The following is an 18,044-nucleotide window of genomic DNA, read 5'->3' on the forward strand; positions in this document are numbered from 1 at the left end:
GGCGTGCGAGCGCCGGAGAGGGCTGCCGCGGTGGCCGGCGGGGGGGTGTGCGCAGAATGGAAGGATGACGGACGGGGAGAGCGCGCACTACTGGCAGTCACCGAACCTGCCGGACCTCGATCTCCTGCGCGCCCGCTACATCCGCAAGGTCTTCGCGCGTCACACCCACAGAACGTACGTCATCGCCGCCGTCACGGAGGGCGTGGAAGCGTTCCACCACGGCGGCGGAGTGCACCGTGTGGGTGTGGGCGGTATTGCGCTGATCAACCCCGACACCATGCACACCGGCCACGCCGGAACCCCCGAGGGCTGGCGCTACGAGGTCCTCTACCCCGACCCGGCCGTGGTGGCGCGGATCGCCGCGGAGACCACCACGCTCCGGGGCACGCCGGGGTTCACCGTCCCGGCGGCCCACGACCCGGTCTCGGCCCGCCACGTGCGGGCGGTGCACCTCGCGCTGGAGCAGAACAACGCGCTGGCCGCCGACAGCCATCTGCACGCGGCAGTCGCGCGGCTGCTGCGGCTGCACGGCGGACCCCTGCCCGGGCGGGCGACACGCACAGCCGGGACGCGCTACGCCGTGCTGGCGCGTGCCGTCCTGGAGGAGCGGATGGCGGACCCGCCCACCTTGGAGGCGCTCGCCGCCGAGCTGGACACCAGCCCGTTCGCACTTCTGCGCGCCTTCCGCCGCGCCTACGGGATGCCGCCGCACGCCTGGCTGACGGACGCGCGCGTCCACCGGGCCCGTGCCCTGCTGGACGCGGGGACGCCCCCGGCCGAGGCGGCCGGCACCGTCGGCTTCACCGACCAGGCCCATCTGACCCGCCATTTCGGACGGATCGTGGGAGTGCCCCCGGGTGCCTACCAGCGTGGCCGCGCAAGAACGTACAAGACCGGCTCATCAGCGGCTTTCTAATGTCCTCCTGTGCCAGAGCAGAGAGAACCCCGTGAGACCTTCGACCGGCCCCGAGCGCCGGAGGTGTCCATAGCGCCGGAGACGTCCCGAGCGCCGAGCTCGCACCCGGGTGACGGCGGCGTAGAGCCCGCTGAGGACCGCGCTGTCGTGCGGGACGCCCTCGGCGTCGGTGTCGCTGTCGGCCTCTCCGGTTTCGCGTTCGGTGTCACCGCCTCAGCGGCCGGCATCAGTCTCGCGCAGACGTGCGCGCTGAGCCTCTTCGTGTTCACCGGCGCCTCCCAGTTCGCCCTGGTCGGTGCCCTGGCCGCCGGGAGCGGGCCGCTGACCGCGGCAGCCAGTGCGTTCTTCCTGGGAACCAGGAACACCCTCTACGGGCTGCGTCTCTCCGGCCTTCTCGGACTGCGCCCGGGGACGAGAGTCGCCGCAGCGCACTGGGTGATCGACGAGACGTCGGCCGTCGCTCTCGCCCAGCGCGGACGGCACGCCGTCCGGCTCGGTTTCACCGTGACCGGTGCGACGCTCTTCGTCCTGTGGAACCTCACCACCTTCCTGGGCGCCCTCGGAGCCGAAGCGCTCGGGGACACCGCTTCCTGGGGGCTGGACGCGGCACCGCCCGCTGCCTTTCTCGCACTGCTGGCACCCATGCTCCGCACCGGTGTCGAGCGCACCGCGGCAGGGCTCGCGGCCGTCCTCGGGCTCGCCCTCCTCCCGGTGCTGCCCGCCGGCGTACCGGTACTGGTGGCCGCGCTGGCGGCCCCCGCCGTCCTGGTGGTGCACAGCGGAAAGGCACGGAGGGCAGCGGATGTCCTGATGCTGCGGAAACAGAAACAGAAACAGAAACAGGGACGAGAACAGGAACGGGAACAGGCACAGACAGGCACACAGAAGCAGGAACAGGAACAGCAGCAGCGAACGGAGAGCGGGAGCGAGGAGGAGTCGCGGTGAGTGTGTGGATCGCCATCGGGATCACTGCCCTGGGCTGCTATCTGGTCAAGCTCCTCGGCCTGTCGGTGCCCGCGGGCGCACTGGAGCGCCCTGTACTCAAGCGGCTGACCGCCCTGCTGCCTGTGGCACTGCTGGCGGCGCTGACCGCGCAGCAGACGTTCGCCGACCAGACAGCGCTCGTGCTCGACGCCCGTGCGGCCGGGCTCGCTGCCGCGGCACTCGCTCTGGTGCTGCGGGCGCCCTTCCTGGTCGTCGTCGCCGCGGCCGTTCTGGTCACCGCGGGCATACGCGCGGTGGGGTGACGCCTGCCGACGCACGTTCGGGGGACGCGCGTCGGATAGGGCTTCGGGCGGGTCCGGTCTGCGTCTCCGTGCGGCGACTCAAAGGGATGGTTCACAGCCGTCCGTACGCGCGGAGAGTGTGCAGGGCCTCGAGCGTCACCAAGGGGCGCCCCTCCAACGCCGTTCCGGGCGCCCACCTGCGCCAGTTGATGTCCCACCCGCCGTCCCCCTCCTGGCGGCTCACCAGGTGGTCGAGACAGCGGTCCAGTTCCGCGTCCGAGAACCAGCGCCGTGCCAGCGAGTCGGGTGCCGTCGCGAAGTCGGTCACGTAGTGGTGCTCTCCCGGTGCGTAACCGTCCGGGAGAGGGAAGCGCTCCGCGCGGTCCGGGTCGGTCACGACCAGGCGCTGCTCACGCACCAGCGTCCCCAGCCGGGCCGCCGCCGCCTCGGCTCGCGGGCGGTCCGGGACACCGTCCAGGAAGGCGAGCGCTGCCCGGACCTCGTACGGGTGGGTCTTGTCCAGGGTCTCGACGGTGTGCCAGCAGTAGTCCGTCGCGCGGAAGAGCCAGGCGTGCCAGACGCTGTTGCGGTGCAGTGTGCCCACGACCGGACCGGTCGCCAGCAGGTCGCTGGGCGGCACGTCCACCACGGGGATCCACGGTGCGGCAGGGTAGCCGCGCAGCGAGGGGTGGACGGCGGGAAGGGCGCCGTCGGGCGTGGAGACCGCCGTCAGATACCGGCCGATGCGCTCGACCCGTTGTCCGGCACAGCGTCCGATCGCATCCAGCACCCGCACGGCCGCAGCGGTGTGCAGCGGCTGACTCACCGGCCCCCGCAGGTCGGGCTCCAGCGCGTGACCGTATCCGCCGTCCGCGTTGCGGTAGGCGTCCAGCGCCGTCTCGACCGCGCTCGGGTCGCCGTCCAGGAAGTCGTACTCGAAACGTCGCTGTTCCAGCACGCGCGCTGTCAGCCAGATGAAGTTCTCCGCGCGGGAGAGGACCGAACCACTGTGAGCCATTCTCCGACGGTAGGCCCGCCAGGCGTCCCGGTCACTGCTGTGGGACCGAGCCAACCCTCCAGGCGGGATACTTGAGGCATGCGGTTGACGGACTTCTGGCAGCGGATGGCGGAGCACTTCGGTGCGTCGTACGCCGACTCCTTCGCACACGACTTCGTGATGTCCGAGCTGGGCGGCCGGACCGTCCATGAGGCGCTCGCGGCGGGGTGGGACGCGAAAGACGTGTGGCGGGTGGTCTGCGACGTTATGGACGTCCCGGCGCACAAGAGGTGAGTCGCTTACCAGGCGGTGTGTCCGGTAGGGCGAATCTTGTCCGGTGGGTGCACCAGGCGACGGCGGCCGTGCTCCATGTTGCCGCCCGCACGCCAGGCGGAGGTGTTGCGCGCCTGGGAGATCGCCGTCAGCAAGACCGGCGGGTACATCTACTCGCGGGCTCTGATGGCGCTGATCTGCGCTGCCGCGCACTACCTCTTCCTGCGGCTGCTGGGTGTTCCGTACGCGGCGGCGCTGGGCGTCTGGGTCGGGGCGGTCTCGCAGTTCGTGCCGACCGTGGGCACCTATTCGGGCGGGGTTCGCGGGGCAGGCGCCGCGGGCTCGGGCGGTGGTTGTCGCGCCTCCAATGACCGGGTCCGTCCCCTCGTTCCGGAGGCGTCCCGGAGGTGTGAAGCACCGGTGTACACGCTGTGACCTGCGGTTTTCGAAGTTGTCCACAGGGGCGCGGTGCGACTTGACTCAAAAATCGAACATCGATTCTTATGGAGGCTCCGGCGAACGCCCGCTCAGGCCATGCCGGCCAGGGGAGCGCGGGTCCGGACCGATTGTCAGTGGCAGGCGCTAGCGTCGTGAGACGTGAAGCGATCGACTCAAGCAAACAACCGGGTGGCACCCATGGCAGGAACCGACCGCGAGAAGGCGCTCGACGCCGCTCTCGCTCAGATTGAACGCCAATTCGGCAAGGGCGCCGTGATGCGCATGGGCGAGCGGCCGAACGAGCCGGTCGAGGTCATCCCCACCGGGTCGACCGCCCTGGACGTGGCCCTCGGGGTCGGCGGCCTGCCGCGAGGCCGGGTCGTCGAGGTCTACGGCCCCGAGTCCTCGGGTAAGACGACCCTGACCCTCCACGCGGTGGCCAACGCCCAGAAGGCGGGCGGCACGGTCGCCTTCGTGGACGCCGAGCACGCGCTGGACCCCGAGTACGCCAAGCGTCTCGGCGTCGACACCGACGCGCTGATCCTCTCCCAGCCGGACAACGGCGAGCAGGCCCTCGAGATCACCGACATGCTGATCCGCTCCGGCGCGCTCGACCTGATCATCATCGACTCGGTCGCCGCGCTGGTGCCCCGGGCCGAGATCGAGGGCGAGATGGGCGACTCCCACGTCGGCCTCCAGGCCCGGCTGATGAGCCAGGCTCTGCGGAAGATCGCCGGTGCGCTCAACCAGTCCAAGACCACCGCGATCTTCATCAACCAGCTCCGCGAGAAGGTCGGCGTGATGTTCGGCTCTCCGGAGACCACGACGGGTGGCAGGGCGCTGAAGTTCTACGCCTCGGTGCGGCTCGACATCCGCCGCATCGAGACCCTGAAGGACGGCACCGACGCGGTCGGCAACCGGACCCGTGTCAAGGTCGTCAAGAACAAGGTCGCACCGCCCTTCAAGCAGGCCGAGTTCGACATCCTCTACGGCATGGGCATCAGCCGTGAGGGCGGGCTGATCGACATGGGCGTCGAGCACGGCTTCGTCCGCAAGTCCGGTGCCTGGTACACGTACGAGGGCGATCAGCTCGGCCAGGGCAAGGAGAACTCCCGCAACTTCCTGCGGGACAACCCCGACCTCGCCAACGAGATCGAGAAGAAGATCAAGGAGAAGCTCGGCATCGGCGTCCAGCCTCAGGACCCGTCGGGTGAGCCCGGCGCGGACGCCGCGGACAGCACAGCGGCCCCTGCCGCCGGCGCGGCAGTCGCGGCGGATGGTGCGGACGCCACCGGCAAGACGGTCCCGGCCCCCGCCACCAAGACGGCGAAGGCCACCAAGGCCACCAAGGCCGCCGCGGCCAAGAGCTAGTCCGGTGACGCGGCGCACCGACTGGCCGGAGTACACCCCTTCCCCGGACCCGTCCTCGGCCTCCGCCCCGCCGTGGGGCGCAGGCACGAGCACGGGCTCCCAGGACGGCGATGGTCCCGCCCCGTCGAGGGCCGGAGCGGGACCATCGCGTTCGCCGTCCATCCCCGGGGAGCACCAGCCCGGGGAACCGCGGCCCTCCCGGGAGTCGCGGTCCCGGGAGCCGCAGGATCCGGTGGAGCGAGCCAGAGCCATCTGCCTGCGGCTTCTCACCGGCACGCCTCGGACGCGCAGGCAGCTCGCGGACGCGCTCCGCAAGCGGGACGTGCCCGAGGAGGCGGCCGAAGAAATCCTGGCCCGGCTGGAAGACGTCGGTCTCATCGACGACGGCGCGTTCGCGGCCGCCTGGGTGGAGTCCCGGCACCACAGCCGGGGGCTGGCCCGCCGCGCCCTCGCACGTGAACTGCGCACCAAAGGTGTGGATGCCACGGTGATCGACGAGGCGGTGGGCGAGCTCGACGCGGAGCAGGAGGAAGAGACAGCGCGGGCGCTGGTGGAGCGCAAGCTGCGTGCCACCAGAGGCCTGGAGAGGGACAAGCGTCTCCGCCGCCTCGCCGGGATGCTGGCCCGCAAGGGCTACTCGGAAGGCCTCGCCCTCCGCGTGGTCCGCCAGGCGCTGGAGGAAGAGGGGGAGGACCCTCAGGAGCTGGAGGAGCATTTCCCGGGGATCTAAAGGGCCCCGGATGGGTTCTGGAGGGGTCCGGACGGGCCACCGGAGCCGGAGGGGCCGCCGTGCGGGGCGGTGAGGGCCGCCGTGCGACGCTCACGCTGCGGGAGCGCCGATCGCCTCGGGGCCGGAACGGATGCCTCCGATTTCCGCGCGCGGTGGGGGGAAGCGAGCAAGACGGAAGATCACTACTCTGGACGAGTGCTCTCCTACGACGAGTTGACTCCGCCTGAGCGTCAGTTATGGGACGGGTTTCCCGAGGGGCGCTGCGTGGACTTGCGCACGGGTCTGCCCGAGGACGACCGTGTCGCCGAAGGGGGAGCGTGGGGCCCTGAGCGGACGATTCGGGCCGCGGTGATCGCGGCGCTCCTGCTGGGTGCGCACACCGCGCAGCCGGGCGCTGTCGCGTGTCTGCGGCTCGCCGGGGCACGGATACCGGGGCACCTGAACCTCGCGGGCGCCCAGATCGCTCACGCCCTCTGGCTGGAGGACTGCTGGTTCGAGGAGTCGGTGGACCTGCTTGGAGCGTCGACGCAAACGCTCGTGATCACGGGCAGCCGCGTACCGGGTATCGAAGCCTACTCGGCCCGCATCGAGGGCACGCTCGACCTGCGGTATTCCGTGGTGGAAAGCCTCGCGTCCTCGCCGTTCAACCATGTGAGCACCGCCCTGTCCCTGAGCGACGCCCGGGTGACGGGCGGCATGCTCCTCAACGGGACGGAGATCAGCGCGCCCGGAGGATGGGCCATCGCCGCCGGCGGCCTGGTCATGGAAGGAGGGGTGACCTTCAGAGGCGGGTTCGTCGCGCGGGGTGAGGTGCGGCTGCTGGGAGCACAGCTGCCGGGTGGCCTGTTCATGCAGGGAGCACAGTTGCTGAGCCCCGGACCACGGGGGACGGCGCTCGCTCTGGACAACGCCGTGGGCTCGACGCTCGACTTCTCCGACGGGTTCACCGCGAACGGGACCGTACGACTGCGGGGCGCCCGGATCTCGGATGGTGTGATCTTCAAGGGAGCTTTTCTGAACGGACCGTCCGACGACCGCGGCCCGTCTTTGGCCGCCCCCCTGATGCAGGCCGTCGACTTCGACTTCACCCTTGCCCAGCCTCCGTCCGGCAGTGTGGATCTGCGGGGGGCACAGGTGACCAATCTTCACGACAGCGGGCGCAGCTGGCCGGACGTGGTGGAGCTGGACGGCTTCGTCTACGGGTCCGTCAAGGTGGACGAGGGCGGGGAGCGCCGGGAGGCAGTGGGGCGGCGGGACTCCGTTGCCCGGCGGGTGGCGTGGATACGACGCAGCCCCGGCTACAACCCGCAGCCTTACGAGCAGTTGGCGAGCTGGTACCGGAAGGCCGGCCATGACGACGAGGCCCGCCGCGTTCTTCTGGCCAAACAGCGCCATCGGCGTCGGACTCTGCCCTGGGCCGCGCGCATGTGGGGGCACCTGCTCGACGCGACTGTCGGCTACGGATACCGCCCTTGGCTGGCAGGTGTCTGGCTCCTCGCACTGACGGTGCTGGGCACGCTGTCCTTCGGCGCTCGCTCTCCCAGCCCGGTCAAACAAGGTGAAGGCGCCCCGTTCCAGCCTCTCGTCTACACACTCGACCTGGTGATCCCCGTCGGCGGTCTGGGCCAGCGCACCGCCTGGTACTGGCCGCACGACAGCCTCCAGTGGCTGGCCTATCTGCTGATCGCCTTCGGCTGGGTTTTGACGACCGCCGTCATCGCGGGCGTCACCCGCGCTCTGCAGAAGAACTAGGGCTTCTCGTGTGGACCTTGCTGGGCTCGCGGGCCCCGGCACGCACTCTCGCGGCTGGGGGCACCCCCATTCTCGGCCCTGTGAGAGCACGCACCGGGCCTCCCCCCCCCTGATCCAGTCATATCCAAACGAAAGACCCTACGGCCGGCAGATGAGCGGAGGCGTCGTCGGCGCACCAGGGCGGATCCCGGGGCGGGAGGGCTGCGTGAGGGCGGTCGCGGATCTGTCCAGCGCGTCCGAGACGAGGGGACCCGTGCCGCGAGCGAAGGCGCGTGCTTGCCGACGGTCCGGGTGGCGGCGAGCGGGATGCCGGTCGCATCCGGGAGCAAACGGTGCTTGCTGCCCGTCCTGCCCGGTCGCAAGGGCCTCACGTCAGGTCTGCGAGTCCGCCTCGTGGCCGGCTGCCGCACCCGTTCCGCGTATCGCCTCCGCCCAGGCGTTGAGCGCCTCGGTGCGCCCTGCCGGGAGGGCGGCGGCCAAGTGGCCGTCGGCGCGGACCGCGAGCACCGTGTGCGCGGCCGCACCGGGGTAGCCCTCGGTGACCAGCAGCGTCGCCCGCAGCGGCAGCTTCTCCACCGCGGCGGCCAGTTCGGGCATCATCCCCGCCGACAGCCAGTGGCGGCTGTCCCACACGGCCGTGCCCGGGGCGACCAGCACCACCAGCAGCTCTCCGCCGACGCCGCCCAGCCAGCCGCGCAGGGTTCCCCGGGAGCCGTCCACGGCGGTGACGGGAACGTCTTCGACGGGTGCGCCCTGCGCCGTGCCGACCGGTACCTGGGAGGTGCTTCCGCGTGGCGGGGCCAGCGGCGTTCGGCTGTAGGCGGGAGGCGCGCCGAGCAGGCCCTGTCCCAGGTGTCCGTCGGTCAGCAGGGCCAGGTGGGAGCGTGCGCCCCCGCCGGGCAGCAGCGACCGCAGTCCGCTGCCGCGCCGTACGACGGCCATGGCCTGATCGACTGCGCGCAGTCGTGCGGTGACGGTGGGGCGTCGCTCCGCCTCGTAACTGTCCAACAGGGCGTCCGCAGTGCGGTCGTGGCCGTGGTGCCAGGCGAGAGACAGCTTCCAGGCGAGGTTGGTGACGTCCCGCAGCCCTTCGTCGACGGACTGCACTCCCAGTGCGCCCGTCAGATGTGCGGCGTCCCCGGCGAGGAAGGCGCGATCGACGCGCCAGTGCCGGGCGAGCCGTTGGTGCGCGGTGTGCACTCCCGTGTCGACCAGCTCGTAGGGGCCGATGCGGGCGGCGGCTTCCTGGCCGGCACGGCTGCCGGGAAGTGCCGGCACGCCACCGTCACCGCCATCGCCGATGGCTCGCCCGGCACTGGCGTTCCTGCCGGTCCGGTCGGCTCCGTGCGCACCACCCGCCCGGGCCGTCTCGGCCGCTCCGGGCGCGCTGTTCGTTCTGGCTGTGCTGCCGGCCCTGGCAGCCTTGCCCGTCTGGTCCGGCCGAACGGTGCGCAGCGCCTCCTCGGACCAGGTCGCGAGTGCGTCGGCGACGCGCTCCAGCATTTCCTGGGGGGTCACCAGGTCGCCGCGTGGTGTCAGCAGCCAGTCGAGTCGCCACAGTCCGTCGGGCAGCGGTCGTGCCGTCACCTCGCCGGGGGTGCCGCCGGGATCGCGGTGCAGCAGGGCGCGGCCCACCTGGCCGGGCTCCCACGTGCCGTCCGGGGCGTAGCGACCCTCTTCCCAGGGCAGCCGCACGCGCAGCGCCGCGACCGCGTGCCGCTCGACAGCGGTACGGCCGGGAAAGCGGACCGAGAGGAGTTTGCGGACCGTCGAGCGTGCGCCGTCGCAGCCGACCGCGTAGCTGCCCCGCCACCAGGTGCCGGACGGGCCGCGGGTGTGCACCGTGACGCCTCTGGGGTCCTGCTCCAGCAGGTCGACGTGGCTGCCGGTGACCACCCGGGCGAGGTGCTCGTCAGCCAGGGCGCTGCGCAGCACGCCCTCCAGGGCGTGCTGCGCCAGGTGCAGGGGCGCGTGTTCGGGCGGCAGGTCGGTCTCCGCCACCGGCTGGGCGCGCCGTTGGGTGCGCCACGAGCGCCAGCGCACACCGGGCAGCGCGGGCAGTTGCGCCACGGTGTCGGGGCGCAGCACGCAGGTGCGTGCGGCGCGGATCTCCGGATGTCCGTCGGTGGCGTCGAGGACCACGGACGGGACCGCGTGGCGGGCGAGAGCGAAAGAGAGAGCGAGTCCGACGGGGCCTGCCCCGACGATGATCACCGGGTCCACAGCGTGGAGACCTCACACCCCTGGTGGCTGTGGCGGGGCCGGGGTTCTTCTGGCGGTGGGGCCTGGTGCACGATCACGCTGGTATGCAACCCATTGCCTGAGCGGGCGTCAAGTGACGGCCTCTCGGGGCGAGGCGTGAGGCAGGGCGGCGGCTCCGGGGAGCCGCCGCCCTGACGTCGCTTCGAGTGTCCCAGCAAGATCCGAACGAAAGGGCCTAGTCCTTGTGGACGTCTCCCGTGCCCTGCCCGGGGGCGGGTGTGAGGTCCGAGCTGCCGGAGGGCGCGACTTCCTGGAGTTCCTTCGCGCCCGCCGCGGGGGCGATGCCGGCCTTGGACCTGCGGCCGCGGCGCTCGATGAACTTCGCGAGCCACGCCAGCGCGAGGCAGAGGGCGATGTAGATGGCGCCGAAGACGATGACCGTCTGCACGGTCGGGTAGACACCGCCCACCGGGGTGTTGTTGGCGATCAGGCGGGCCGAGTACAGCAGCTCCGGGTAGAGGATCATGAAGCCGAGGGAGGTGTCCTTCAGCGTCACGACGAGCTGGCTGATGATCGTCGGCAGCATGGCCCGCACGGCCTGCGGGAAGAGGATCGAGACGGTCACCTGGGTCTTGCGCATGCCCAGCGCGTAGGCCGCCTCGACCTGTCCCTTGGGGACCGCGTTGATGCCGGCGCGCAGCACCTCGGCCTGGACGCAGCCGTTGTAGATCGTCAGGCCCAGGACGAGCGCCCACATGGACGTCATGTCACCGAGGATGCCGACCCACAGGGCGAAGATCGTGATGAGCAGCGGGATCGACCGGAAGAGGTCGATGAAGACCAGTGCCACCCAGCGGACCGGTTTGTGGTCCGAGAGCCGCGCGACGCACAGGACGACGGCGAAGACCAGTGAGAGGACGCCCGCCAGTGCGAACACCTTCAGGGTGGACAGCAGGGCGTCCAGGATGTTCTGGCGGATACCCGCGTAGTTGAAGATGTCCCACAGTTCGCCCGCGAACTGGCCGCGGTTGTAGAGCCGGTAGACGGCCCAGCCGAGCAGTCCCAGCAGCGCGAGGCTGCCGATGACGGAGTAGATGACGTTGCGGGCCCGGGCCTTGGGGCCGGGTGCGTCGAACAGGACGCTCGCGCTCATCGGGCGACCTCCAGACGGTTCTCCAGCAGCCGGAAGAGGCCGTTGATGGCGTACGTGATGATCAGGTAGCCGATGGTGATCCAGATGAAGATGACGGCGATGTCGTAACCGTCGTTGCTGAGCGTCTTCTGGATGTTGAACAGGTCCACGTTGTCGAAGGCGCCGGCGATCGCGGTGTTCTTCGTGAGCGCGATGAATATGCTGCTCAGCGGCGGTACGACGGTGCGCGTCGCCTGGGGGAGCACCACGATGCGCATGGTCTGGGTGAAGCTCATCCCAATGGCGCGGGCGGCCTCGGCCTGGCCCATCGGCACGGTGTTGATGCCGGAGCGGACTGCCTCCGCGACGAAGGCCGAGGTGTAGAAGCCGCAGGCGCAGACGGCCAGCACGAAGGAGTTGATGCCCGGGAAGAGAACCTTGGGCACCACGAAGAAGGCGACCAGGAACAGCAGCGTCAGCGGGGTGTTCCGCAGCACCGTCACCCACAGTGTGCCGAAGATGCGCAGCGGTGGCACGGGCGAGACCCGGAAGCCCGCGATCACGAGGCCGAGCACCACGGCGAGCACGGCGCTGACGGCGGTGAGCGACAAGGTGCCCAGGAATCCCTCGCGGAACAGCGCCAGGTTGTCGAGCAGTACGTTCATGAGTTCTCCGCGAGGAGTCGCGTAGCTTGCGGCGGCAGGAAGAGGAAGAGGAAGTGCGGATAGAGCAGGGGAGGCGAGTGGAAGGGGGACGCGGGAGGGTGACGGCGGTGGCCCGGGAGCCGGCCCGTACGCGCGCGGTCACAGCGGGGTGTGCGGTCGCAGCGGCGCGCGCGGTCACACGGGCGCGCCCCGCCCCGCGCGGCGCTGGCGCCGGGGAGCGAGGCGCGGCACGTCACTTCTCGGTGATCTCGGGCGGCGTCTTGAACTTGGAGCCGGACTTGCCGAGGGTGGCCTCGTACGCCTTCTTGTAGTCGCCGTTGTCCTGGTGGGCCTTGATCGCGTCGGCGACGGCCTTCTGCAGGGCGTCGTCACCCTGCTTCATGCCGACGCCGTAGGGCTCGTCGGAGAAGGGCTTGCCGACGACCTTGAGCTTGCCGGGGTTCTGCGCGGCGTAGCCCATCAGGATCGCGTCGTCCGTGGTGACGGCGTCGACCTGGCCGTCGATGACCTGCGAGACGCACTCGGAGTACTTGCTCAGCTCGGTGACCTTGGCGCCGTACTTCGGCTGCTTGATGACCTGGAGAGGCGTCGAACCGACGATGGAGCAGACCTTCTTGCCCTTGACGGTCTCCGGCCCGGTGATCTCCTTCTCGTCCTTGCGGACGAGCAGCGAGGCGCCCGCGTGGAAGTACGGGCCGGCGAAAGCGACCTGCTTCTTGCGCTCGTCGTTGATCGTGTAGGTACCGATCATCAGGTCGACGTCGCCCTTGGAGATGGTCGTCTCGCGCGCGCCGGAGTCGACGGTCTTCCACTCGATCTGCTTCGGCGAGAAGCCCAGGTCGGCGGCGATCATCTTGGCGATCTCGATGTCGAACCCGGAGTACTTCTTGGTCGACTGGTCCTGGAAGCCGAGGTAGGGCTGGTCGGCCTTGGCACCGATGACGATCTTGCCGCGCTTCTGGGCCTTCTTCACGACGGGGGAGTCGACCTTGGCGTCCTTGGCGACCTCGTACTTCGGCAGCGCCTTCTCGTTCGTCTGGTCCTTGGGCTTGTCGCCCGCGGAGCCCTCCTTGCCGCCGCACGCGGCGGTGGCGGCGAGCGCCAGAACAGCGGCTGCCGCCGCGGCGGTCTTGTACAACCTCATAGTGAACATCCCTTGCTTGAACAGTCGATGGCCCGGTGCGCTGCTGCGCTGCTCCATGGCCCTGTGGCCGTCCGGCCCCGCGGTCCTGTGGCTCAGTGGTGCAGGATCTTCGAGAGGAAGTCCTTGGCACGGTCGCTGCGCGGGTTGCTGAAGAACTGGTCCGGGGTGGCCTCTTCCACGACCCGGCCGTCCGCCATGAAGACGACGCGGTTCGCGGCCGAGCGCGCGAAGCCCATCTCGTGGGTGACGACGACCATCGTCATGCCCTCCTGGGCCAGCTGCTGCATGACCTCCAGAACCTCGTTGATCATCTCGGGGTCGAGGGCCGAGGTCGGCTCGTCGAAGAGCATGACCTTCGGGTCCATCGCCAGAGCCCGGGCGATCGCGACGCGCTGCTGCTGCCCGCCGGAGAGCTGCGCGGGGTACTTGTCGGCCTGGTTGCCGACGCCGACCCGGTCGAGCAGCGCGCGGGCCTTCTGTTCGGCCGCCTGCTTGTCCGTCTTGCGGACCTTGGTCTGGCCGAGGGTGACGTTCTCCAGCACCGTCTTGTGCGCGAAGAGGTTGAAGGACTGGAAGACCATGCCCACGTCGGCACGGAGCCTCGCCAGTTCCTTCCCCTCCTGCGGCAGCGGCTTGCCGTCGATCGTGATGCCGCCGGAGTCGACGGTCTCCAGGCGGTTGATGGTGCGGCACAAGGTCGACTTGCCGGAACCCGAGGGGCCGATGACGACGACGACCTCGCCGCGGGCGATGGTCAGGTCAATGTCCTGGAGGACGTGCAGGGCACCGAAGTGCTTGTTGACGTTGTCCAGTACGACCAGCTTGTCGGTCGCGGGCTCGGGACCGCGTGCGTCCTTGGTCACCGATACTTCGCTCATCGGCGTGTAGCTCCGTCCTCGTCGGTTGCGAGGACCCTAGTGAGCTGCCTGCGTGAACGTCATTACATCTGAGCTGAAATTGAGCATAACGATCCGGCTGCAACCGGGCACACTGGGTAAAGGGGACGGTACCGGCTGCGTAACGGATGCACTGGCGGGCCGGGAGCCCCTTGACTCACCTGCGCCGATGGGAATGGATGCTCTGTCGGAGCAATCGGCAAGGACAGGACCGCGGGGAAGGAGGGTGCCGGGTGAGACTGCTGCTCGTCGAGGACGACGACCGTGTGGCTGCCGCGCTCTCCGCCGTGCTGGCGCGGCACGGCTTCGAGGTGACCCACGTGCGCAGTGGCGCGGAGGCGCTTCAGCAACTGCTGGTGGGCGACCGGCCGGGTCCGGGTTTCGCCGTCGTCCTGTTGGATCTGGGCCTGCCCGACCAGGACGGGTTCGAGGTGTGCGGGCGCATCCGCCGCAGCAGCACCACCCCGGTGATCATGGTGACCGCGCGCGCCGACGTACGGTCGCGCATCCACGGCCTCAACCTCGGAGCCGACGACTACGTCGTCAAGCCGTACGACATGGGGGAGCTGCTCGCCCGGATCCACGCCGTCAGCCGCCGCGGATCCGTCGCGGAGGGCGGAGCGCCGTCGGGAAACGGCACGGCGCAGGAGCCGGGATGGGACGGTACGGGCGCGCCCGGCACGATCCGGCTCGGAGCCGTCACCATCGAGCTGCCCACCCGGCAGGTCAGTGTCGACGGCGCGACGGTGCCGCTCACCCGCAAGGAGTTCGACCTGCTCTCGCTGCTCGCCCAGCGGCCCGGCGTGGTCTTCCGGAGGGAACAGATCATCAGTGAGGTCTGGCGTACCAGCTGGGAGGGGACGGGACGCACCCTGGAGGTGCACGTCGCCTCGCTGCGTGCCAAGCTGCAGCGGCCCGCGCTCATAGAGACGGTGCGCGGCGTCGGCTACCGCATGGCAGCGCAGGGCGTCTGAGTCGGCCGGGTCCGGAGACATCCACAGTGCGCAGCCGCCTCCTCCCTCTGCTGCTCATCCTGCTGGCCGGGGTCCTTCTCGCGCTCGGCTTCCCGCTGGCCGCCAGTCAGGCACAGGCCGAGCAGCAGCGCGTGGTGGTCGACCGGATCGACGACACGGCGCGGTTCGCCTCCCTCGCCCAGTTCGTCACCTCCACCAGCCTGCCCGACGAGCGCCGGGCCACCCTCCAGCACGAGTTGGACCGCTACCGGGACCTCTACGGCATCCGTGCCGGTGTCTTCTACCGGGACGGCCGCACCATGGCCGCCTCTCCCCGCGACTGGCGGGTGCCTCCTGAGAGCGAGACCGCCGGGGAGGGCGGCAGGCCGGACGGGGCGCGCGCGTACGCCGAGGCGCTGGCCGGGCGCCGCAGCCACGATCCGCCCCAGGTGTGGCCCTGGCAGCGGGAGGGGCGGATCGCGGTGGCCTCTCCGGTCATCAGGGACGGCGACGTGGCAGCCGTGGTGCTCACCGACTCGCCCACAGGGCCGATGCGCTCGCGCATACTGCGCGGCTGGCTGGCCATCGCCGTCGGTGAGGCCGCCGCCATGCTGCTGGCGGTCGGCGCCGCGCTGCGGCTCACCGGCTGGGTCCTCAAGCCGGTGCGCACGCTGGACCGGGCCACGCACGAGATCGCCACGGGCAAGTTCACCTCGCGCGTCGTCGCCTCGGTCGGCCCGCCGGAGCTGCGCAGGCTCGCGCACTCCTTCAACGAGATGGCGGGCAACGTGGAGGGGGCGCTGGAACAGCAGCGTGCCTTCGTCGCCGACGCTTCCCACCAGTTGCGCAACCCGCTCTCCGCGCTCCTGCTGCGCATCGAACTGCTCGCCTTGGAACTGCCGGAGGGCAACGAGGAGATGGCCTCCGTGCGGGCGGAGGGGAAGCGACTGGCCCGGGTGCTCGACGACCTGCTGGACCTGGCCTCAGCGGAACACAGCGACGCTTCGCACGTCGTGCTGACCGATGTCGCGGAGGTCGCCGCGGAGCGGGTCGCCTCCTGGCGGGCCAGCGCCGAAGGCAGGGGGGTGACGCTCACCTCGGCCGGGCAGGCGGCAGCCACCGGGTGGGCGGATCCGGTGGCGCTGTCCAGCGCACTGGACGCGGTCGTCGACAACGCCGTCAAGTTCTCCCCCGACGGCGGCACGGTCACCGTCACCGTCCGCGCGGAGGGCGACCATGTGACGGTCGAGACGCGGGACAGCGGCCCCGGGCTGACCGACGAGGAACTGGAGCGGGTGGGCGACCGCTTCTGGCGCAGCGGGCGCCACCAGAACGTCTCTGGTTCGGGCCTGGGACTGTCCATCACCCGTGCCCTGCTCGCCGGCAGCGGCGCGGGGCTCTCGTTCGCGCACAACTCCCCCGCGGGGCTGCGCGTGCTGATCACCGTCCCGCGGGAGGCTCCGGAGGTGACGGGTCAGGGCTTGGCCGAACGGTAGTAGCGCCGTGCCCCTTCGTGCAGCGGAACGGGGTCGGTGTAGATGGCGGTGCGCAGGTCGACCTTCTGGGCCGCGTGCACCTCGCGCCCTATCTGGTCCCTGCTCTTGATGACCGAGCGGGTGATGCCCTCCGTCAGTGCGGGGTCGGTGCGGTCCGTGGTCACCAGGAGGTTGGCGATCGCCACCGTCTTGACGGACCGGCCGCGCTGCACTGTCGGGTAGGCGTCCGGCGCCATGACGGCGGCGCGGTAGTAGCCCGTCCTGTGTCCCTGTTCGTGCAGCCGGGGCAGCAGGTCGCCGAGCTGTACCAGCCGGATGTCCGTCCGCTCCGCCAGGCGCTCGATGGCACCCGTCGGCAGCCCGCCCGACCAGAAGAACGCATCGAGCTTCCCTTCGGACAGCAGGGCGGGCATCCGGTCGATGCCCTCTCGCACCGGATGGACGTCGTGCTCCATGTCCAGGCCCGCGGCCCGGAGCAGCCGGCTGGTCACCAGGGACACCCCGGAGCGCTTCTCGCCGACGCCGACACGCATCCCTTCGAGATCCTTCGCGCTGCTCACAGGGGAGTCCCTGGGCACGACCAGGTGCATGTAGTCGTCGTAGAGCCGGGCGCAGGCCCGGATGCGTGAGGCGTCCTTGCCACCCTCCTGCTGGTAGGTGGCAAGGGCGTCGGAGGCGCTGATGGTGAAGTCCGCCTTGCCGGAGGCGACCCGGGCCACGTTCTGCACCGAGCCCTCGCTGTGCTGCAGTGTCAGCTCCACCCGGGGCAGGTCGCGGGCGAGCCGCTGTTTGAAGAGGGTCCCGTAGCGCTCGTACACGCCCGTCCGCACCCCTGTGGCGAAGGTGATCTGGCCACTGGGAGCAGGCGCACGGGAGGGCACCAGCCACCATGCCAGCAGTCCGCACACCATAAGGACGGCGGCCGAGCCCCACAGGACACGGGGGCGGCCGGCGGCGAACCCGTCAGGACCGAACACCGGGCGGGAGGCGGTTCGCGGACGGAGGCTGGGCATGGAAGGGGATACTGCCAGCAAGTCGGGGGAGAGGGGAGTGGCCCAGCTCACGTGCGCCCGTGCACGGACAGCCGCCTGTCACGAAGTGCAATTTTCACACTGTCGCTTGCTGAGTGGAACGGAAGGGGCCATAGTGACGGGCAGACGACGTGTCACGGTCCCACCGCGGACCGGGACCAGCCCGACGGAAGGCGCCCCCAGGTGTACGCCGCCCCCGCTCGCAGGGATCCCGCATCAGCCTCCTCGACCGCTTTCACCGGCGGCTCCGGCCATCCGTCCGTGCCGCCGCGGAACTTCCCGGATCCGGGCTGGCAGCTGAGATTTCCCGCACGGGAGCAGAACATCGCACGGGCGCGCGCCGCGTTCGCCCGGTGGCTGGGCGAGCGGCACGATCCGCCGATACCCTCCGCGACGGCGGACGACGCGGTGCTGTTGCTCTCCGAACTGGCCACCAACGCCGTCGTGCACACCCGCTGCCTGCCCGAGGCCCAACTGGTCTGCAGTGCGACCGTGGCACCGCGCGGCACACACGCCGCTCCGCTGCTCCGCCTGGAGGTCCACGACCCCGCCAGGGGCGGCGAGGAGCCGCAGCTCCAACGGAGCGAGACTGCGGATGAGAGCGGTCGCGGGCTGTGCATCGTGGCCGCACTCGCCGCCGAGTGGGGGGTCCGGGCCTCCTCCCTGACCACCGGCAACACCGTCTGGGCCACCCTGCGGCTGTCGGACGAACCCGCCTCGGAGTGACCGTGCAGTGATCTGCCTCACAATGCCCGGGTGGTCGCCAGGTGCGCCTGTCCCACCCGGCCGAGGGCGTCGGTGAGAACGCCTACCCTTGTGGGC

At 70.6% G+C, this 18,044-nt stretch carries 17 protein-coding genes and 1 pseudogene; 11 read left to right on the forward strand and 7 right to left on the reverse strand.

The genetic code is table 11. The features are described from left to right. Window positions 1-64 precede the first annotated feature (64 nt). The 3 genes from MMF93_RS25040 to MMF93_RS25050 all read left to right on the forward strand — a co-directional run bounded on the left by MMF93_RS25040 (window position 65) and on the right by MMF93_RS25050 (window position 2,163). Complete coding sequence (locus MMF93_RS25040; protein WP_242754979.1) at window positions 65-916, forward strand: helix-turn-helix transcriptional regulator; 852 nt, start codon at window positions 65-67, stop codon at window positions 914-916. Window positions 917-1,063: 147 nt separating this feature from the next. Next, window positions 1,064-1,861 carry an AzlC family ABC transporter permease gene (locus MMF93_RS25045; protein ID WP_242754982.1) on the forward strand — a complete coding sequence of 266 codons (798 nt, stop codon included), beginning with the start codon at window positions 1,064-1,066 and terminating at the stop codon, window positions 1,859-1,861. Next, the gene (locus MMF93_RS25050) at window positions 1,858-2,163 is read left to right on the forward strand and encodes an AzlD domain-containing protein (protein ID WP_242754985.1); all 306 of its coding nucleotides are present in this window, start codon (window positions 1,858-1,860) and stop codon (window positions 2,161-2,163) included. The genes MMF93_RS25045 and MMF93_RS25050 overlap by 4 nt, the downstream gene beginning before the upstream one ends. 91 nt (window positions 2,164-2,254) lie before the next feature. Here MMF93_RS25050 and MMF93_RS25055 read toward each other — a convergent pair whose 3' ends face one another. Beyond that, a complete protein-coding gene (locus tag MMF93_RS25055; protein ID WP_242754988.1) occupies window positions 2,255-3,160 on the reverse strand; it encodes a hypothetical protein in 906 nt (301 codons plus the stop codon). 78 nt (window positions 3,161-3,238) lie between these two features. Between MMF93_RS25055 and MMF93_RS25060 the strand changes: the two genes are divergently transcribed. From MMF93_RS25060 to MMF93_RS25080, 5 genes and pseudogenes are all read left to right on the forward strand, one after another. Beyond that, window positions 3,239-3,433: a DUF3046 domain-containing protein gene (locus MMF93_RS25060; protein WP_114019464.1), complete on the forward strand. Its 195-nt coding sequence runs from the start codon at window positions 3,239-3,241 to the stop codon at window positions 3,431-3,433. A 57-nt stretch (window positions 3,434-3,490) separates the two neighbouring features. Next, a pseudogene (locus MMF93_RS25065) lies at window positions 3,491-3,730 on the forward strand (AI-2E family transporter); the annotation flags it as partial. 318 nt (window positions 3,731-4,048) lie between these two features. Further along, window positions 4,049-5,221: a recombinase RecA gene (gene recA / locus MMF93_RS25070; RefSeq protein WP_242754991.1), complete on the forward strand. Its 1,173-nt coding sequence runs from the start codon at window positions 4,049-4,051 to the stop codon at window positions 5,219-5,221. A 4-nt stretch (window positions 5,222-5,225) separates the two neighbouring features. Next, entirely contained in the window at window positions 5,226-5,951 is a 726-nt protein-coding gene (recX, locus tag MMF93_RS25075; protein ID WP_242754994.1) for a recombination regulator RecX, read from the forward strand. A 195-nt stretch (window positions 5,952-6,146) separates the two neighbouring features. After that, entirely contained in the window at window positions 6,147-7,703 is a 1,557-nt protein-coding gene (locus tag MMF93_RS25080) for an oxidoreductase (protein ID WP_242754997.1), read from the forward strand. A gap of 372 nt (window positions 7,704-8,075) precedes the next feature. Here the strand turns inward: MMF93_RS25080 and MMF93_RS25085 are convergent, their stop codons facing one another. From MMF93_RS25085 to MMF93_RS25105, 5 genes are all read right to left on the reverse strand, one after another. Beyond that, window positions 8,076-9,926, reverse strand: coding sequence for an FAD-dependent monooxygenase (locus tag MMF93_RS25085; RefSeq protein WP_242755000.1), 1,851 nt, complete (start codon window positions 9,924-9,926; stop codon window positions 8,076-8,078). A 214-nt stretch (window positions 9,927-10,140) separates the two neighbouring features. After that, on the reverse strand, window positions 10,141-11,058 hold the full coding sequence (locus MMF93_RS25090; RefSeq protein WP_242755002.1) for an amino acid ABC transporter permease: 918 nt from the start codon (window positions 11,056-11,058) through the stop codon (window positions 10,141-10,143). Then, window positions 11,055-11,702, reverse strand: coding sequence for an amino acid ABC transporter permease (locus MMF93_RS25095; RefSeq protein ID WP_242755005.1), 648 nt, complete (start codon window positions 11,700-11,702; stop codon window positions 11,055-11,057). The genes MMF93_RS25090 and MMF93_RS25095 overlap by 4 nt, the downstream gene beginning before the upstream one ends. A 232-nt stretch (window positions 11,703-11,934) precedes the next feature. Further along, complete coding sequence (locus MMF93_RS25100; protein ID WP_242755007.1) at window positions 11,935-12,846, reverse strand: glutamate ABC transporter substrate-binding protein; 912 nt, start codon at window positions 12,844-12,846, stop codon at window positions 11,935-11,937. A 92-nt stretch (window positions 12,847-12,938) separates the two neighbouring features. Continuing rightward, window positions 12,939-13,724: an amino acid ABC transporter ATP-binding protein gene (locus tag MMF93_RS25105; protein WP_242755010.1), complete on the reverse strand. Its 786-nt coding sequence runs from the start codon at window positions 13,722-13,724 to the stop codon at window positions 12,939-12,941. Window positions 13,725-13,975: 251 nt separating this feature from the next. Here MMF93_RS25105 and MMF93_RS25110 point away from each other — a divergent pair, with 251 nt between their 5' ends. Both MMF93_RS25110 and MMF93_RS25115 read left to right on the forward strand, forming a co-directional pair. Beyond that, window positions 13,976-14,716 (forward strand): response regulator transcription factor, encoded by a 741-nt coding sequence (locus tag MMF93_RS25110; RefSeq protein WP_242755013.1) that lies wholly within the window; start codon window positions 13,976-13,978, stop codon window positions 14,714-14,716. A gap of 26 nt (window positions 14,717-14,742) precedes the next feature. Next, window positions 14,743-16,191, forward strand: a complete 1,449-nt coding sequence (locus tag MMF93_RS25115) for a sensor histidine kinase (protein WP_242755016.1) — start codon at window positions 14,743-14,745, stop codon at window positions 16,189-16,191. On the opposite strand, the gene MMF93_RS25120 is transcribed toward MMF93_RS25115, so the two are convergent. Further along, window positions 16,170-17,204, reverse strand: coding sequence for a TAXI family TRAP transporter solute-binding subunit (locus MMF93_RS25120; RefSeq protein ID WP_423835514.1), 1,035 nt, complete (start codon window positions 17,202-17,204; stop codon window positions 16,170-16,172). The genes MMF93_RS25115 and MMF93_RS25120 overlap by 22 nt on opposite strands. A gap of 279 nt (window positions 17,205-17,483) precedes the next feature. Between MMF93_RS25120 and MMF93_RS25125 the strand changes: the two genes are divergently transcribed. Next, complete coding sequence (locus MMF93_RS25125) at window positions 17,484-17,948, forward strand: ATP-binding protein (protein ID WP_242755019.1); 465 nt, start codon at window positions 17,484-17,486, stop codon at window positions 17,946-17,948. Window positions 17,949-18,044 lie beyond the last annotated feature (96 nt).

Source organism: Streptomyces tubbatahanensis (genome assembly GCF_022699385.1).
Taxonomy (GTDB): Bacteria; Actinomycetota; Actinomycetes; order Streptomycetales; family Streptomycetaceae; genus Streptomyces; species Streptomyces diacarni.

Coding starts and splice junctions, on each gene's coding strand:
- recA (WP_242754991.1), top strand. CDS start 4,049: ATGGCAGGAACCGACCGCGAGAAGGCGCTCGACGCCGCTCTCGCTCAG.
- MMF93_RS25105 (WP_242755010.1), bottom strand. CDS start 13,724: ATGAGCGAAGTATCGGTGACCAAGGACGCACGCGGTCCCGAGCCCGCG.
- MMF93_RS25040 (WP_242754979.1), top strand. CDS start 65: ATGACGGACGGGGAGAGCGCGCACTACTGGCAGTCACCGAACCTGCCG.
- MMF93_RS25090 (WP_242755002.1), bottom strand. CDS start 11,058: ATGAGCGCGAGCGTCCTGTTCGACGCACCCGGCCCCAAGGCCCGGGCC.
- MMF93_RS25055 (WP_242754988.1), bottom strand. CDS start 3,160: ATGGCTCACAGTGGTTCGGTCCTCTCCCGCGCGGAGAACTTCATCTGG.
- MMF93_RS25095 (WP_242755005.1), bottom strand. CDS start 11,702: ATGAACGTACTGCTCGACAACCTGGCGCTGTTCCGCGAGGGATTCCTG.
- MMF93_RS25060 (WP_114019464.1), top strand. CDS start 3,239: ATGCGGTTGACGGACTTCTGGCAGCGGATGGCGGAGCACTTCGGTGCG.
- MMF93_RS25120 (WP_423835514.1), bottom strand. CDS start 17,204: ATGCCCAGCCTCCGTCCGCGAACCGCCTCCCGCCCGGTGTTCGGTCCT.
- MMF93_RS25100 (WP_242755007.1), bottom strand. CDS start 12,846: ATGAGGTTGTACAAGACCGCCGCGGCGGCAGCCGCTGTTCTGGCGCTC.